General features: G+C 62.3%; 15 protein-coding genes and 1 other RNA gene. 5 read left to right on the top strand and 11 right to left on the bottom strand.

Going from position 1 to position 16,080, the window contains the following annotated elements:
• Window positions 1-2 precede the first annotated feature (2 nt).
• The 4 genes from NO364_RS09475 to NO364_RS09460 form a co-directional block, all read right to left on the bottom strand.
• Window positions 3-974, bottom strand: coding sequence for a hypothetical protein (locus NO364_RS09475; RefSeq protein WP_257627367.1), 972 nt, complete (start codon window positions 972-974; stop codon window positions 3-5).
• Entirely contained in the window at window positions 916-3,765 is a 2,850-nt protein-coding gene (locus tag NO364_RS09470; protein WP_257627366.1) for a hypothetical protein, read from the bottom strand. Before NO364_RS09470 ends, NO364_RS09475 begins: the two co-directional genes overlap by 59 nt.
• 401 nt (window positions 3,766-4,166) lie before the next feature.
• Window positions 4,167-6,134, bottom strand: a complete 1,968-nt coding sequence (locus NO364_RS09465) for a hypothetical protein (protein WP_257627365.1) — start codon at window positions 6,132-6,134, stop codon at window positions 4,167-4,169.
• A gap of 378 nt (window positions 6,135-6,512) precedes the next feature.
• Window positions 6,513-6,689 (bottom strand): hypothetical protein, encoded by a 177-nt coding sequence (locus tag NO364_RS09460; RefSeq protein WP_257627364.1) that lies wholly within the window; start codon window positions 6,687-6,689, stop codon window positions 6,513-6,515.
• Between the two features lie 961 nt (window positions 6,690-7,650).
• Here NO364_RS09460 and NO364_RS09455 point away from each other — a divergent pair.
• Entirely contained in the window at window positions 7,651-7,980 is a 330-nt protein-coding gene (locus tag NO364_RS09455; protein ID WP_257629114.1) for a NifU family protein, read from the top strand.
• 245 nt (window positions 7,981-8,225) lie between these two features.
• Complete coding sequence (locus NO364_RS09450; protein WP_257627363.1) at window positions 8,226-8,606, top strand: metal-dependent transcriptional regulator; 381 nt, start codon at window positions 8,226-8,228, stop codon at window positions 8,604-8,606.
• A gap of 200 nt (window positions 8,607-8,806) precedes the next feature.
• Here the strand turns inward: NO364_RS09450 and NO364_RS09445 are convergent, their stop codons facing one another.
• Both NO364_RS09445 and ffs read right to left on the bottom strand, forming a co-directional pair.
• Window positions 8,807-8,932, bottom strand: coding sequence for a hypothetical protein (locus NO364_RS09445; protein WP_257627362.1), 126 nt, complete (start codon window positions 8,930-8,932; stop codon window positions 8,807-8,809).
• A gap of 110 nt (window positions 8,933-9,042) precedes the next feature.
• Window positions 9,043-9,353: signal recognition particle sRNA (ffs, locus tag NO364_RS09440), an RNA gene on the bottom strand.
• Window positions 9,354-9,679: 326 nt separating this feature from the next.
• Between ffs and NO364_RS09435 the strand changes: the two genes are divergently transcribed.
• A complete protein-coding gene (locus tag NO364_RS09435; protein WP_420191860.1) occupies window positions 9,680-10,933 on the top strand; it encodes an MgtC/SapB family protein in 1,254 nt (417 codons plus the stop codon).
• A gap of 110 nt (window positions 10,934-11,043) precedes the next feature.
• Here NO364_RS09435 and NO364_RS09430 read toward each other — a convergent pair whose 3' ends face one another.
• Window positions 11,044-11,451, bottom strand: coding sequence for a DUF7548 family protein (locus NO364_RS09430; protein ID WP_157691017.1), 408 nt, complete (start codon window positions 11,449-11,451; stop codon window positions 11,044-11,046).
• 93 nt (window positions 11,452-11,544) lie between these two features.
• Here NO364_RS09430 and NO364_RS09425 point away from each other — a divergent pair, with 93 nt between their 5' ends.
• Window positions 11,545-12,042, top strand: a complete 498-nt coding sequence (locus NO364_RS09425) for a LabA-like NYN domain-containing protein (protein WP_157691018.1) — start codon at window positions 11,545-11,547, stop codon at window positions 12,040-12,042.
• A 7-nt stretch (window positions 12,043-12,049) separates the two neighbouring features.
• On the opposite strand, the gene NO364_RS09420 is transcribed toward NO364_RS09425, so the two are convergent.
• Window positions 12,050-12,952: a DUF7847 domain-containing protein gene (locus NO364_RS09420; protein WP_157691019.1), complete on the bottom strand. Its 903-nt coding sequence runs from the start codon at window positions 12,950-12,952 to the stop codon at window positions 12,050-12,052.
• A 95-nt stretch (window positions 12,953-13,047) separates the two neighbouring features.
• Here NO364_RS09420 and NO364_RS09415 point away from each other — a divergent pair, with 95 nt between their 5' ends.
• Window positions 13,048-13,494 carry a TIGR00725 family protein gene (locus tag NO364_RS09415; RefSeq protein WP_157691020.1) on the top strand — a complete coding sequence of 149 codons (447 nt, stop codon included), beginning with the start codon at window positions 13,048-13,050 and terminating at the stop codon, window positions 13,492-13,494.
• Here the strand turns inward: NO364_RS09415 and NO364_RS09410 are convergent.
• The 3 genes from NO364_RS09410 to NO364_RS09400 all read right to left on the bottom strand — a co-directional run bounded on the left by NO364_RS09410 (window position 13,467) and on the right by NO364_RS09400 (window position 15,992).
• The gene (locus NO364_RS09410) at window positions 13,467-13,868 is read right to left on the bottom strand and encodes a TrmO family methyltransferase domain-containing protein (RefSeq protein ID WP_157691021.1); all 402 of its coding nucleotides are present in this window, start codon (window positions 13,866-13,868) and stop codon (window positions 13,467-13,469) included. The two genes, NO364_RS09415 and NO364_RS09410, sit on opposite strands and share 28 nt — an antisense overlap.
• A gap of 41 nt (window positions 13,869-13,909) precedes the next feature.
• Complete coding sequence (gene dph2 / locus NO364_RS09405) at window positions 13,910-14,944, bottom strand: diphthamide biosynthesis enzyme Dph2 (RefSeq protein WP_257627360.1); 1,035 nt, start codon at window positions 14,942-14,944, stop codon at window positions 13,910-13,912.
• A 418-nt stretch (window positions 14,945-15,362) separates the two neighbouring features.
• A complete protein-coding gene (locus NO364_RS09400) occupies window positions 15,363-15,992 on the bottom strand; it encodes an ArsR/SmtB family transcription factor (protein ID WP_157691023.1) in 630 nt (209 codons plus the stop codon).
• Between the last annotated feature and the right edge of the window lie 88 nt (window positions 15,993-16,080).

Here is a 16,080-nt window from a genome sequence, read left to right as displayed (position 1 = left end):
TCCTATGTCGTGATTCGCAGAACGGGCGTCATACACTCCGGCAGGCTGAGTCCGCCGTGCCGGATGTGCTTTGTCGCGCCGGGCTTCGTCGGGTGGTAGTGGCCCTTGACCACGTAGTGACCCCCCGCTCGTTCGATGACACCTGCATCGTGGAGTTGGTCAAGCGCATAGTCGTCCGCAACCTCGCGGTGTCGCCCGGAGAACTTGCTCGACAGCGCGTCTTCGTTGCTGTCGGAGAGAACGTACGGGTTGGTGTCCTGTACGTTGACGTAGCCGTGGTCGCTGGTTACGAGGAACTCGTCGTGGACGCTCTCGGCGACGATTTCCTCCAGCAAACCCTTCGTGTCGCTGTAGATGTCGGTCATCGCCTCCGAGGAGTAGTTCCCCTTGAACGACTCTTCGAGCCGACGGTCGGGATGGCGCGTCCAGACGAACGCTGGATCTGACGCGGGCAACTGCGGTACGTCGAGATCGCCGACGAATCGGTAGTCGTCTCGATTCACCGCCGATGGGCTGTGGGCGTCGAACCACTCCCGACAGATGAACGTCGTCTCGGAGGGGAGCCGTTCGACTCCTGACCACTCCAACGTCACGTCCCACCCGTGTTCGTCGGGAAGATCGCTGAGAAGCTGGAAGCCCTCCCGTAGACTGAGGGCGTCCATGATGACGCCACAACCGGAGTCAAGGCGTGTGATTGGATGGTCACCCATCGAGGCATTGAGTTCGTCATACAATTTAGGCTCTTGCGCCGCGAGGTGGTGTTCCAGCAGGCGCGTGCGATACTCCGAGTCGGTGAGGGTCTGTCCGTCAAGCGCGTCCGGTCTGGACCAGATACGCCGCAAGCACTCGAACGCTCCGTCGAGGACGGACTCACCTCTGACCAGTTCGGACAGTTGTTCGCTTCCGTAGAGACCGCTACTCATCCTTCTCGACCTCCAGCCACACCTCGAACTCGGCGTCGTCGGGAACGTCAAGCCGGAGGAGGACGCCGTTCAGGAGATCGTTCCGCGAGAGTGGTTCCTCGGGATCGATTTCGAGCGTTTCCTCGGTGGTGACTCGCTCGGCGAGATCATCCTCATCGAGGCCCCGGCTGGAGACGCCGTCAGCGTCCAGCGTTCCGGAGTAGGTCAGATTGACCGTATGAATCTTCCAGCCAATACCGAGTTCGCGTTCCAACGTGTCGATGAGGCTCGGCTTGTCCGTCGCGTCCAGTTTGTCGAAGGCGGGGAATCGTGAGGTCGTCGTCCCTTCGAGGTCTTCCTCTTCCACTTCGTCTTTCAGAGCCTCGAACTGCTCTACGAGTGACGTGGCGTCTCCACCTTCGACTGTGACTTTCCCCTCTTTGATGTCCGAGGCATCGAACTCGAACCCACACTCACAACTCGTTCCCTGCAATTCCTCACCGCACTCCGGACATTCGAATACTGCCGTGGCTCCGGATACGGTATCGCTCTCTCCATCCCCTTCTGAGTCTAACGTTGACTGTCCCTCTGTCGAGAGACTCCCTCCACCAGCCATACTCGTGGAGTCAACGGTGATGGTCGCCGGCTCGTCGTCCTCTTCTTCGACGGTCTGTACGTAGTCTTCGTGAACCAGAACGGTATCGCTCCCGATGCTCCCCACCGGCTTCCCGAAGTAACTCCCGACTTTGACGATCTCGTCGCGGCAGAGTTCGTCGATGGCATCCTTCAGTTCCTGCTCGTCGGTGAGAGTCGGATACTTCGTGTTCCGGTAGAAGTCGTTGAGGAGGTACTGGTACTGGATGCCGCCACCCTCCTTCTCTTCGACCACTTCTTCGACCTCGGAGCGAACTTGACTGATGTCCGGCCTGATCACATCGATGGTGGCCGTGTAGAAGTCCTCCCCCTCGGCCACCGAGATGTCCTCCGGAACGAGTCCTCGGTCGGTCGAGACGTGGACTGTCCCGTACTTGTCTCGAACACGGTCGAGGAGGTTCTGGTAGTTCTGTTCGTGGATGTCGTTGAACCCCTCGGGCAGAACCTCCTCCTCTCGGTCGAGTTGTTCCCCCGCAACCACCTTGCGTGCAAGTTCTCTGATGCCGGTGTTTGAATCAACGCTCGACCGTTTCTGCGGCGTGAAGAGAGCGATGGTATTGTTGAACTCGCGTTCCTGTCCCGTCGTGAGTTCCTCGAATTGCTGGTTGTAGGCGAGTTGGTTCTGTTTGGCCGAGAGGGAGACGACGATCTTCAGCGTCTTGCTATCGGGGATGTCCTGTTCGGTGTTGACGGGGTCGAGGATGTGGACGTTGCTGTGTCCTCCGAAGAGGTCGTCCGTGACAAGTCGTTCGACACGATGGATGGCCGTATTCTTGTGGATGTCCTCGGCCTTTTTCTCGATGCGTGCCGCCGGGTTCTCATCGGTATCGAAGGCGTACTCGCCATTGATGCGGAAGACGTGCCACGCGTGACCGTACACATCTTCCTTGAACGTCTGGACGATCTCGTGGGCGTTCTTGCCCTTCCGCATCGTCCCCATGAGCATCTGCCGCTTGTTCGCTCCTTCTTCACCTCCTCGGGCGAGACTGTGGAGCAGAACGATATTGAGTAGTTCCTCGACGTGTGGCCCAAAGGCCTTCTCGCTGTCCCGCTCGTCTGTAGACGCTTCGCCGAGCCGGTGATAGTCGTTGAGGTACTTGCTCACCAACTCCTCGTCGATGAACCGGAACCAGCCGGTGTACTCGAACACGTCGATGTCGCCCGTGAGGATGAGATCTACCTCGTGGTAGTTGTCGGCGAGAATCTCGGTGAGGAGGTGGAGCAGTCCACGGGCGTCCTGATGACCCTGCTGTTCGGAGAACTTGTCCATCAGCGTCTCCAGCGCCGTCGGATGGAAGGGGTAGTAATCTTCGATGCGCCCCTCCATGTCCTGATAATCGGAGAGCTGAATCTGCCCGTTGTTCCGGTAGACATCCGTGTACTCCTTGGCGAGAGATTCGAGGCCATTAGGATCGGACACATCACCAACGAGCCGGTGAAGGAGGAAGCGGATCTTCTCGTCGCGCCGTCGGGAGAGATCGTGCCGGAAGGGATTGGTCCGGGGCAGAATCGATTCCACGTCCGCCTCTTCGTACAGGAGCGAGACGTAGACCGCGAGTGGCGTGTCGTCGCGCCCGGCGGCTTCGAGAAGGTTCTGGAGGAAGCCGAGGTTGTCGTCGCGGTAGTCGGCACGACCGCTCATCCCGAACCACCGCTCAAACTCGTCGATGAAGACCGCGGTTGGGCGGTCGTCAAGGGCGTCCCGGATCTCGTGAACGCTCGGAGGGTTGCCCTCCTGCCACTCGTCGATGTCCAGATAGTCCCCTACCGCGACGTGGAGTTTGTCGTAGTTGCGGTCGAGGTTGAGCATCTGGAGGGCGGTGGTCTGTGCGTTCGAGGGAAGCGTGGCGTCGATGTCGTTCTCCTGTAGCCACTCCTCTCCCAACTTCGGTGAGGAGAGAAGGTGGTACAGAACGAGTTCGATGTGGCTCTTCCCGCTCCCGAACTCGCCACCGATGATGTGCGCCCCCTCAGAGACACTTGATGAGTCATCGAACTTCTCCGCTGTCCGTTCGATAATGGCGCTGAGTGTCTCGGTTGGGTAGGTGATGTTCAGAATCCGTTCGGCGTCTTGCTCGGGAGAATCCCGGCTGTCGTAGAGATTGTAGAGACTGACCTCGTCAAGGAGGTTGTCAGCCGTAATCCCCCCGTCAGCCGACTGAATCTCGTCGGCTGGTGTGATGTAATCAGAGATTACGCGATTCGTCATCCATCTGGTGATATGCATGGGGGCATTTAGTACCCATGTGCGTTACTATCAGAACTGAATTACGCGGTGTAGTGCTGACGGACGATTTGTTTCGTTCGATTGGGCACACATCTTTTGAGAGGAACCTGCGAACGGTTAGGGTATGTTCGGCCCCTCCCGCTGGCAATGTTTGGTCGAGAACGCTACTGAGCTTTGATCCGAGGCTTCCCATCTCCAATTCCCACCCGAAGCTTCAATAGGCGGTACTTGAGCTGGAGAGAAGAAATCCTTCGAGGGGGAGGAACAGACCAGTTCAGAGCGGACTCTAATCCCCGACTGTAAACCACCTCGAAGGCTTGGAACTCTCCGGCGGAATCGTAGGGTATCTCACCTAATGTCCCTATGTGGGACACCCAATGATTTCAGCAGTCAAGATGGACGTGGATTTTCGTCGTTCCAACTTCACCGCCAAGCCACTCCCATTCGGTTGCACCGTACTTTCCCGTTCTTTCGCTCTTGTTCACGAGGTTCCGTTCACAAAACTGATCCAGACAGTCAAGGACATATGACCTATCCGAACCAGTTTCACCCACAACATCGGTCGTTGTTCGACAACCATTCTGGAGTGCATCAACCATGTCTTCCCGCGCGTCAGTAAACGAATGATAGCTAACTTCGATTACTTCATCAGTCAGTGACTCAGGACACGCGTCGGACCAGACGTACACGAGTGCAGACGATCCCGGTGAGCGGGGGTCACGAGCGTATCGACCTGCGGCCTGTGCGATATTTGACTCGCGTACCGATACGAGAATATCCTGTGCAGTGTCCGAATCCGGCCCCACAAACGAACGTCCAGGCTTCCGTTTCTTCTCCCCTTCCTCGGTGGTTATCATCTCAGGCCATGCATACCGACCACCGAGGGCCAACAGGTCAAGGATGTTCTTATCACCCGGGTCAATACAGCCTGCGAGCAAACCTATCCCTTCATTTCCGAAGTCGTTCCGACTGTTTTGCGCACCGTAATGCATGGTTCGTGGCTTCTCGATACCCGCCGCAGTCATTTGCTGGCGAACATCGTCTTCAATTTTGCTGGCTGTGATACACGATCCGAAATCCCCTCCATGCTTTCGGACAAGGATGTGAATGAGGCCGGCTGAGCGTTCTTTTCCAGCTCCGTCCCATCCCCCCGTGTAGGAGCGAGTAGCGTCCCCAAGTTGGACGATTTTCAGTCCACGTTCGTTTCGCCGCCAAATACGACGCTCCTTGGGAGACAACACGTTCGCGCGTGTGAGATCATCCACGGTGTTGAGTTGCCAACGATAGTCCGAAGGAAATGCGTCCAGTCCGAGAACACACCTTGCCTCGGAGAGATCGGGACTGTAATCGATGTGCCGAAGCTTTCCCGAGCTGTTCATTACGACTTCGAGTCCACGGTGTTTCCCCATCCTTCGACCCGAGAAATTCGCATCCTCACCTGCCCATCGGTTTTCGAGGATTTCCTCAGCGTTGAGTATTGCCAGTCCAATCGCTGGTGCAAGTCGATGGGTTTCCTCACGACGAAAGTACCAATCTCGGCTGATTTCTTCGTCGAGAAGCGACCGTAGCTCTTCCGTCAGTTCAGAGTCCCCGTGTCGGTTAGCTGTTATTACGTCAGATATAGCGTATTCGCCGTCTGAACGATAATCAAGGAGATTCGAGATCGAGTCACGAATTTGTTGCAGTTCGGTATCTCCGAGAGTCAGGGCGTAGTCGGGACGTTCATCGAAAACCAAGTTCGCACCGTCAATAAGTTCAGCCACATGAGCGAAGTTCGCTGTTGTGTGGACAACGTCAACCGTTGGCCGTCCATCTTCATCTCGGAGGGTCTGCCACCACTGCTTGAGGGAAGGGCACTTGCCCTGTTCTGAACAGGGACAGTCACACACCCCCTCCAGTTGCGAATGTGCCTTAGCGAATCCGATTTTTCGAACGTCACACATCCAGTCGAACCACTCAGAGGGAGCAAGTCCATGCGGAGCGGTAAGCTCATGATCGAAGTCACCAGCCGCAACTGGACAGCAGTCCTCACGTCCCTCGAAGACTTCGAACTCTACACCGTCAGTTGCCTTACTCCGTTCCACTGCCTCCCTTCGAGCATCCGTAGTCTGGTGAATGTGGATGACCAAGTTACTGCCGGTCACTTCGGGATACTCTCGCCATGCTGTTGTTGCGATCTGGTGTGATTTTCCGAGGGAGGTAGGCGCGTTAACGATGGTATTCTCTGCGGAGTTGAGTGCGGAGAAAATGGTATCTTTGAGTCGGTCCTGGGCTTCGTCAGTTGTTACTCCGGCCGAGGAGTTCGTCAGTTCGTCATAGCTGTCGCTGTTTGAGATCGAATCTGTCGTCATAATTAGTCGAATGTCAGATGGCTCTCGGCGGTTAGTCCTCTCCCCACCCTCCAAGGGTCAATACCCTGAGATGCGATAGCTACGGCTGGACAGAGGTGAAGTCTCCGAGGAATTGCCTTCACTATACAAACAACGTCCAGCATCATAAAGGCGGCGAAAATCGCAAGACGGCGTTGAATTTTTCGAGATTGCACCGGTATATTCGTTGGTCAAACCCTCGGGGTTGGAGGTCGAACTTCCGTCGAAATAGCGAAGAGAGGTTGTCAGCTCGGTTTCAGTCGCGCTCCTGCTTCGGGAACGACTGCGTCATTTTTCAGTCTGCTCGATACACGGAGAGCTTTAGCCACCTCGAAGGTTCGATACTCCGCGGGAACTGTTTCAGGAGAACAACTCCGAAGCGTCAGGTGCGTCTATACCGGAAGCCCCTGAATCAGAGGATTCGGAGAATGGAGTATGCTCTTCTTCGTACTCCGCCAGCACTTCCTCATTCTGAGCGATGAGGTGTTCGAGCTTGATTGCGAGAGCGTCGATCTCGTGAGAAGGATCAGTACCCATCTGGTATATGTTTCGAGCGGGGCATCATTATTCTAAGGAATATCCAGATAGTTAACAGATTCTCGATATGAATAGGCTCTACACGAATTGACTGTAAGGTCGCTAATACCTGCCAAAATTAGTGCTACGCAGGGATTTTCTGAGTACCATCGTGTCGGTTAATCCGATAGTTTTATGCCACTCGTGTACGTTTACACAAGTGTCGCAGATTGGGTGTACCCCCGAAATGCCGATTACGCGGCTTGTAGGGTTCAGCGCGAGCGTTTGACGCGAGCGCCCTTCCAAGCTCATGGCCCGGGTTCAAATCCCGGCCGGCGCATTTTCCGAACGGAGTGAGGAAAATCGCCCAGAGGGGTCTGAACCCTACCAGTCGCGCGCAGCGACCGCAGGGAGCGAGCACGTCTGGTTTTGGTTCAAATCCCGGCCGGCGGCGCATACCGTCTCGAACGAACGTGAGAGCCGTGTATGCACCACGCTGGCGATCTGAATCAGGGAGAGAAGCGAGCGGACGCGAGCGGAACGACCGTGGTTCAAATCCCGGCCGGTGCATTTTCCGAACGGAGTGAGGAAAATCGCCCAGAGGGGTCTGAACCCTACCAGTCGCGCGCAGCGACCGCAGGGAGCGAGCACGTCTGGTTTTGGTTCAAATCCCGGCCGGCGCACTCTCTTCGTCCGTGTGCCGCCCGTAGTCCCACTCGCTCACTCCGTTCGCTCGCGGGGTTCGTACGGAGCCACCGCTGCGACCCCGTCGTGGGGTGCGGGACGCCCCGTTTCCGAGGTCGACCCCGAGGAAGCGAGCGACGAGGCGCCACGGGGGGAGAGAGCCCGGCCCCGAAACCATTCCCACTATCTTGATACTTCTATACAAAATGGGACGAAAGTGGATTTTTTGGCACCTCTAACACTTCTGCGTGGGTTTTAGGCTCGTAAAAAACTACAGTTTTATTACATTTCTCCGCGTATTTCGACCCGTACGAGCGCTCGAAGCCTCGAACGGCGGACGCGGAACTACCTGAACAACAACGTCCCGCAGATCCAGGAACACGGCGGTCACTTCGAGATCGAGGACGTCGACCACGAGAGCGGCGCGGTGACCGTCGCAATCGGCGGTGCGTGTTCCGGCTGTGGGATCGCCCCCATGACGATGAAGGCAATCAAGCGACGGATCGCCGACGAGATCTCCTCGGTGACGGTTCGGCGTGCCGGCGGACCACGCGCGGCCGTCATGCCCGACAAGACCGAGGAGATGGAGCGCATGGAGGAGTACGAGGACTACTCGCCGCCGTTCTGAACGGCCGGCGGAGGACGACGACCTCCTGCTTTAGGCCAGCCGAAAAACATATGTGTTTTAGGCTGGCCTAATCGAGTATGAACGCTACCAGGACGCGGCGTCTCGCGCCCGGAGGACGATGACGTCGGTCGGCCCGCGGCGACGGGCGAGACTGTGGGCGGGCGTCTACGCCGGGCTCTTCGGTTCCGGTGACGAGGAACCGACCGACGACACCCCCGCACGGGAGCGCGAGTAACGACGTCCCGATGAGCGGGACCGCCCAGTACCTCCTCGCGCTGTACATCGCCGAGCAACGCGGCTCCCCACCGGTCTCCTCCGGCGAGGTGGCCGACCTCGTCGACCGGTCACAGGCCACGGCGACGCAGATGCTCCAGGACCTCGAAACCGGCGGGGTGCTCACGTACGAACCGTACGAGGGGGCGACGCTCACCGACGCGGGGCGCGCACGGGCGGCGGACCTCCACGAGACGTACGTCACCCTCTCGTGGTTCTTCCGGAGCGTGCTGGACCTCGAGGCCTACGAATCCGAGGCCATGGAGATGGCGGGGCTGATCGACCCCGCGGTGGCCGAACGGCTCACGGAACTGCTCCCGTACGAGCCGGACCCGACGCCGGGCGACGACTGATACGGATTATTGTAACTGTTTACCGGTGGTTCGCCAGAGTGGTCCGGCGAAGCACCGGTAACGACTTACAATAAGCAGTATGAGACTCCACGACGGTCGACGGGCCGTCGGTGTTCGAGTGGACCGCCGTTCGCTAGGATCGGAGCGATAGCGGCGGCTTGGAATCGGGATATCGCCGAGAAGCGAGTCGAACGGACGGATCAGTTCGGCACGTACTGACAGGCGTCGTCGCGGCCGTCCTCGCAGAGTCGTTCGAGCGTGTGGCAGGCGCGGTCGTTTCCGTCACTGCATTCGTCGCGGAGGAGTGCCATGTCTTCTTGCTTCATCGTTGTTGTCTCGTACCATGTTAACTAATACCAGGGTGTTTATATTTAGTGATGGGGCAACGCTCGCCAGTATCGGGCACGGTGCCGCTGCTCGCCACGAGAAGGTACGAATGTGGACGGCGGGATTGCCCGGCGTTCCGGCCCGGGGAGTCCCGGTCGCCTCCTCCACCCCGCGATCCTCCGAGCGACGGGCGTCCGGCGACGGGCTGCTCGCTTCCGCGCCTGACCCGGTACCGCCGACGAACCACGACGGAGCGTCCCTGCAGACGCGCGCCGTGGGCCGCTGTCCCCGCAGGACGAGGCTTCCACGTTGGCTTCCGGGGCCCGGATCGGTCTGACCGGACGCACCCGGGTTCGGTCCCCGCTGAAGACCGTAGTGCGGGCGGTGGAGCAGGGCCTAACTGCCCGACCTAGTCCATCCCTTCGTATGCCGTTTCCTCTTAAGGGCCTTTCGACTCGCCAGCCCGCGATTGGCGTCGGGTCGACGAGGCGGACGGCGTGTCGGCCGCGTCCGGTCCGCCACCGGTTCGAGGATCGGACGCGGAGGTGTGGAGTCCGGCTCACCCGTCGAACCGGATTCCCGACGTGTCGTCGTCCGGGTGGACGACGGTAGGCCGGCCCTCTATCGTAGCGTTGGCGCTATTTGCACACCTGACCGCACGTAGTCCGGCGATCAGGTGTGCGAGGCCTTACGGAGGCTACGATAATCCTATCGTTTGACAATCTCCCAGGTAGATGCGACACACGATGGTCGACCCCGCGACCGCTTCCCTCAGCGAATTCGTCTTACATCTCCTCCTCGGGATCGGTCTCGGCGCACTCGTCGGTCTGGAACGGGAGCAAAGCGAGTCGGGGGGATCGTTCGCCGGGAGCCGGACGTTCCCGCTGATCACCCTCTACGGGGCGCTCGTTCAGGCGTTCTTTCCGACCATGCTTCCGGTCGCCGTCGGGATACTCGTCGCGCCGCTCACCGTCGCGTACGTGGGCAAGATCCGGTACGAGAACGATCTCGGCCTGACGACGCTCGTGGCGGTCCTCGTCATGGTGATTCTCGGAGCCATGACGACGCATTCGGATCGGGGGGCAGTCGTCGCCGTCATCACGGGCGGCGTGGTCACAGTGTTGCTCTCGGTGAAGGATCCGATACACGAGTTCGCCGACCGGATCGAAGAAACCGAACGACGCGCGTCGGCGAAGTTCGTCCTCGTCGTCCTCGTCGTGCTCCCCGCGCTGCCGGATCGACCGCTCGAACCCCTCTACGGACTCAATCCCCGATTCGTCTGGTTGATGGTCGTCTTCGTCACCGGTCTCGGATTCGCGGCGTACGTGCTCGGGGAACTGCTCGGCCCCGAACGGGGAATCGCCCTCACGGGGATCGTCGGCGGCTTCGTCTCCTCTACCGCGACGACGGTTTCGATGGCCGAGAAGACGACTCGGAAGGCGACGCTCCATCGCGTCTGCGCGTTCGCGGTCGTTACCGCTTCCATCGTGATGTTCCCACGCGCGCTCATCGAAGTCGCCGTCGTCAACCCCGATCTGCTCCCGAGCGTCGCGCTCCCACTCGGGGTGATGACCGCAGTGGGTGCCGTCGCTGCAGGGGTGTTGTACTGGCGGAGCGCCACCGACGAAACCGTGGAACCGGAGGCGCTCGAGAACCCGCTCCGCTTGCAGCCAGCCCTCCTGTTCGGAGCCATCTTCGCGGCCGTGTTGCTCGTCTCCGAATACGCCAACGAGTGGTTCGGCGCGTCGGGGGTGTACCTGACCGCGTTCGTCTCCGGGCTCGCGGACGTCGACGCGATGACGATCACGCTGAGTCGACTCGCGGCCGAGGGGGCAGTCTCGACGGAGGTCGCCACGACGGGAATCGTCGTCGCAGCCATCGCGAACACCGCCCTCAAAGCCACGTTGGCGTGGATTCTCGGCACCCACCGGTTGGGGAAGCTGGTCTCCATCGTACTCGGCATCATCGTCACGAGCGGCGTCGTGTTCCTCGTGGTCTGATACGGTGTGGCCGCCACTCCCGTGGTCGGCGACCGACGGAAACGACCCACGACAGTCCGTACAGCACGTCACGACCGTCGTCGCGGCTGGAGTCGGCGTGACTCCCGTCGTCAGAGCACGGCCCGGGCGTAGAACGCCGCGGCGGTGGCCGTGAGCGCCGTCGAGACGACGACGACCCACCGCAGGTCCGTGATCCACGACGCCGGGAAGCCAAAGAGCGGATCGAGGGGTGCCGCGACCGCCCACCAGAGCGCGATCACGAAGGCGACGACCCCGAGCGGGACGGCGATACCGGCAGCCGTCGTCGGGTCCGTCCGGCCGCGAGCGCCCGCGAGGAACACGACGCCGCCGACGAGCACGGACGCGAGGACGGCTCCGACCCCGAGGGGGCCGCTGGTGTAGTAACGACCCAGTTCGGTCCCCCAGTCGGGAAAGAGGGCAACGGGGAGCGCGAGGGCGACGACGACGGCGAGACAGCCGACGATGCCGAGTACTGGAGCGGCCTGCTCGGTGCGCATGTCCCTCCCTGCCCTCGCCGTCGGGTTAAATCGCACGTATCACCGCCACGCATGAGCAAGAATTTAATCGCACGCGTCCTACGTTCGAACAACGTGACCGATATCCACGCGAACCAGCGCGTCGCCATGCTCGCGGACGCGCAGAACCTCTATCATTCCGCCCAAAGTCTCTACTCCCGGAACATCGACTACTCGGCGCTGCTCTCCAAGGGCGTCGCCGACCGCGAACTCGTGCGGGCTATCGCCTACGTCATCCGTGCGGACTCCCCCGAGGAGGAGCGGTTCTTCGAGGCGCTCAAGGACATCGGCTTCGAGCGAAAGATCAAGGACATCAAGACCTTCGGCGACGGGACGAAGAAGGCCGACTGGGACGTTGGAATCAGCCTCGACGCCGTGACGCTGGCGAACCACGTCGACGTGGTCGTGTTGTGTACCGGTGACGGCGACTTTTCGCGGCTCTGCTCGCACCTCCGTCACGAGGGCGTCCGCGTCGAGGTGATGGCCTTCGGCTCCTCGACGGCCGACGAACTCGTCGAGGCCGCCGACACCTTCATGGACCTCGCCGAGCGCGAGGAGACGTTCCTGCTGTAGCCGCCGACTACCACTCCTCGTCGAGGACGCGCTCCTCGATGGATCGAGCGTTCGACCGGTAGAACGCGGTGGCGTAGGTCAGCCGGAAGGCGACCAGGAGCGCCGTCGCCGCCACCGAGACGAGCGACAGCGCGAGCACCTCGGGCGTCGAGAGGCCCAACCCCCCGCTCGCCAGGGCGTCGCCGAGCGCCGCCGTCCCGTTCGTCGTCCCGGCGCCGGCTCCCGGGCTGCCAGGACTCATCCCGCCACCGATCGGTCCGGGACTCCCGCCGGACCCGGCATCGGACGTGGCGAAGCTGTAGGCGGCGACGCCCGTGACCGGGAGGGCCGCCAGCGCACCGAGCAGGAGCGTCACGGCCGTGAACCCGAGCGTGCCGACGGGGTTCGACCGGACGAACTCGACGCTGTCCGTGACGGCATCGACCGGTCCGGCGTCGTCGACGACGACGATGACGGGGTAAAACTGGATCAGCATGAGGACGGCGAGGTAGACGAGGACGACGACCACGACGAGGGCGGCCCCCACGAGGGCGGCCGTCCCGCTCCCGCCGGTGACGAGGAGGGCAACGGCGAGCACGACGAGGACGATTCCGAAGGCGAGTTTGATGCCGAACGCCAGGAGCGTGGCGAGCAACAGGTCGACGTACCGGTCCTTGCCGACCGCAACGAGTTCGTCGACGGACGTCTCGCCGCCGAGTGCCGTCCGGGCCATTCCGACGACGCCGGCGAGGACGAAGGGCGTGAGAAAGAAGGTGAGCATCTGGAGGAGCGCGGGGGCGATGGGGACGCCGGCCAACTGGAGGGCTCGCTGGGGCATGACCACGAGGCCGTAACACGCGCCGCCGAGCACGAGGACGGGGTGGCGCCGGAGCGTGCCGACCGCCGTCCGGAGGGACTCGATCGCTGACATACACGAGTAGGCGGTCAACCGACACATAACTGTGGGTGGTCGACGGCCGGAGGACGGGTCCGAACGCATTTCCCGGTGCCGTGCGATCCTGTCCCATGCGCGTCAGCGTCATCGGTGGGAGTACCGTGGACGACCGGACGGCCGAACGGGCCCGGACGCTGGGCCGACTGCTCGGGGAACGGGGTCACGTCGTCGTCTGTGGCGGCCTCGGGGGCGTCATGGCGGCGGTGTGTGCCGGCGCGACCCGGGCCGGCGGCGAGACGGTCGGCATCCTCCCGACGGCCGACCCCGACGACGCGAACGCGTACGTCGACACCCCCGTCGCGACGGGGATGGGGCACGCCCGGAACGCGATGGTCGTGATGAACGGCGACGCCGTGGTGGCCGTCGACGGCGGCGCGGGGACGCTCTCGGAACTCGGGTTCGCCGGCGTCTTCGACCGCCCGGTCGCGGGACTGGACACCCACGACGTCGCCGGCGTCGAGGCGGTCGAGACGCCCGCGGCGGCCGTCGACTACGTCGAGTCGTCGTCCCAGCAGTGAGTCGTGATCGGTGCCTTCAGATCCACGACCGGGCTCCCGTCGGCCATGTCGACGCCGTCGAGGCGGAGGCGGCCGGCCGCGGGGTCGGCCGACAACACCGCACACTCGGTGACACAGACGGGATTGGGACGGGCCGGCGAGCGCGAGGTGAACACGCCGCGGTCGGCGTCCCGATCCAGCGTCAGGAGGGAGCGGTCGGCGCGGTCGGCCCACCAGACCACCTCGACCCGGTCGCCGTCGAACCCGACGAGCCCCTCGCGGTAGGGCGGATCGACCTCGACGACGCCCTCGGCGTCGCCTCTGAACCCCTGCCGCGGCGCCTCGCTCGTCGTCTCGAAGGGCGTGTAGACGGTCCCGATCGGTTCGCAGTTCATGATGATGTGTCGTGGCGAGGAGGAGAAAAGTGTGGCCGCGATCACCACGTTCCGTGGAACGTGTCGAACGAGAGGGAATCGAGGGGCTCGTCGCCGACGGCGATGCGGTACTCGCCGGGCGTGAGCATGGGCTTGTGGAACTGCGGGCCGTCGTCGGTCGTGATGCGCGGACAGCCGGTGTTGACGAAGGCGTCCATATCGAAGTTGCGCAGGCGGTCCGGCGTCACCTCGTCCATCGTGATCAGGTAGGCGTCGTCGTTGTCCTCGACGATCCGTTCGGCCATGTCCCAGCGGCCCTGCCCGATCTTGGTACAGAAGATGACCCCCCACTTCTCGGCGTCCATGGCGCGGTGGACGGCGCCGTACCGCTGTTTCATGAACTTCTCCGTGTCGGCGACGGTGACGACGTTGTTGACGGGGTCGGCGATGACGACTTTCTTGTCCGGATGCTCCATCGCGAGGCCGAGCGGGTGGAACTTCCCGCCGCCGACGTAGAGCACCTGGTCGGCGTCGATGTCGGCCGAGGCGTAGTTGCAGCCGAGCACCTGCCCCTCGTGGGTCAGGCGGTCGTCACCCTTGCGGGTGTGGACGGTGTATCCCTCGTCCTCGAGCCACGCCTTCATCTCGTCGAAGCGGTTCATGTGCTGGGCCGTCGTGACGAGGCCGACGTCCTCCTCGGGGAGTTCGTCGAGCGCGTCCTCCATCATCGGGAAGGGGTCGACGTTCGAGAACAGCGGGACGTAGATGATCTTGTCCGACTCCTTCATCGGCGAGTGCCCGAAGTGGACGAACACGTCCGTCCGGCGCATGAGGTACGTGTCGAGGTCGCAGGCGCCGTAACAGGGCTGTCCCGAGAGCATGTAGGTGACGTCGTCGTCGGTGATCGCCCGGAGGTCGTCGGCGACGGCCGGTCCCCGCCGTTTCAGCCCTTCCGGGAACTGCAGGCCGACCTTGGTGGCGTTCCGCTCCTCGACTGCCTCGACGATCCGGTCGAGTTCGTAGTCCCACTCCCGGTCGTGTTTGAGCGACAGCCCCGTGTTTCGGAGGTCGCCATCGGTGGATGCGTCCTGACTCATTACCCTTCGTTGCCGGCGCGGCCCTTTAACGTCCGCGCTTCGGGGGGGGGCGGCCGGACGTCGTGGCTCACCGTGCTCCACACCCTCGTGGCGACTCCCGGCCCCGCCGCTCGCGGTGTCGGAGGTAGTGTCGCGATTAGCGCGATTGGGTTGGAGACACCTCGAAAGCCCCCGGCGTCTCGGCTCTCAGGACTCGCTCTCGTTCGAAAGAGCGCAGAGCGCGCTTTCGTGATGACGAGAGAGCGAAGCTCTCTCGAACCACGCTCCTCACTCCGTTGCGGTGCTTGCGTCGTCACCAGAATCCGGAGGATTCTGGTTGGCTCACGAGAGCTTTGCTCTCGTGAACGTCCGGGTACGCCGAGACGCCGGCCCCTTTCGAGGTGTCTCCAATCCAATCGCGCTAATCGCAACACTACCACTACCGGCGGACGTAGAACGCGACGGCGACGACGACGAGCGCGAGGAGTCCGCCGAGGAAAAAGAGGAGGCCGGGCGGGAGGCCGGTGCCCGCGGCGTCGGCGGCGGCCGTCGACGCCTCGGTGCTCATCGTGCCCATCCCGCCGCCGCCGTCGGCGCCGCCCGCGCCGCCGGTGCGGGCCATCCCCGGCAGGTCGTCGAGCGCCCACTGGACGAGGAGGCTCGCGACGCCGAGTAGCCCGACGGCGGCCAGCAGGCGCTTGAGCGCGCTCTCCAACCCGTCGCTCTCGGAGTCGCCCCCCGCGAACACCACGAGCGGCCGGTCGGTGGGGGCGTAGACGTTCATCTCCCGGCCCTTCTCGGAGTAGACGGTGTCGACCACCTCGATCAACCCCGCCTCTTCGAGGTTGCCGAGGTGGTACTGCGCGTTCTGGAGGGAGGTGTCGACGCGCTCGGCGACGCGTGCGGGCGTGTCCGGGTCGTCGTGGAGGGTGTCGAGCACCTCGCGAGCCGTCTCGGAGGAGAGCGCGGACAACAGGTCGTCAGCGTCCTCGTCGTCGAGGCCGATGACGCGCGGGTCGGCCTCCTCGGCCGCGGCGGTGTCGGGACGGGAGGGCAGCAGATCAGCCATGGGCGCCGCTACGCCGCGGGGGGGTACAAATCTTCCTCTCCCGGCCTGTCAACGATGGAGAACGGCCGATCACGGACGGGAGTGAGAG

Source organism: Haloplanus salinarum, assembly GCF_024498175.1.
Taxonomy (GTDB): domain Archaea; phylum Halobacteriota; class Halobacteria; order Halobacteriales; family Haloferacaceae; genus Haloplanus; species Haloplanus salinarum.
This window is presented reverse-complemented; position numbering and strand designations above follow the sequence as displayed.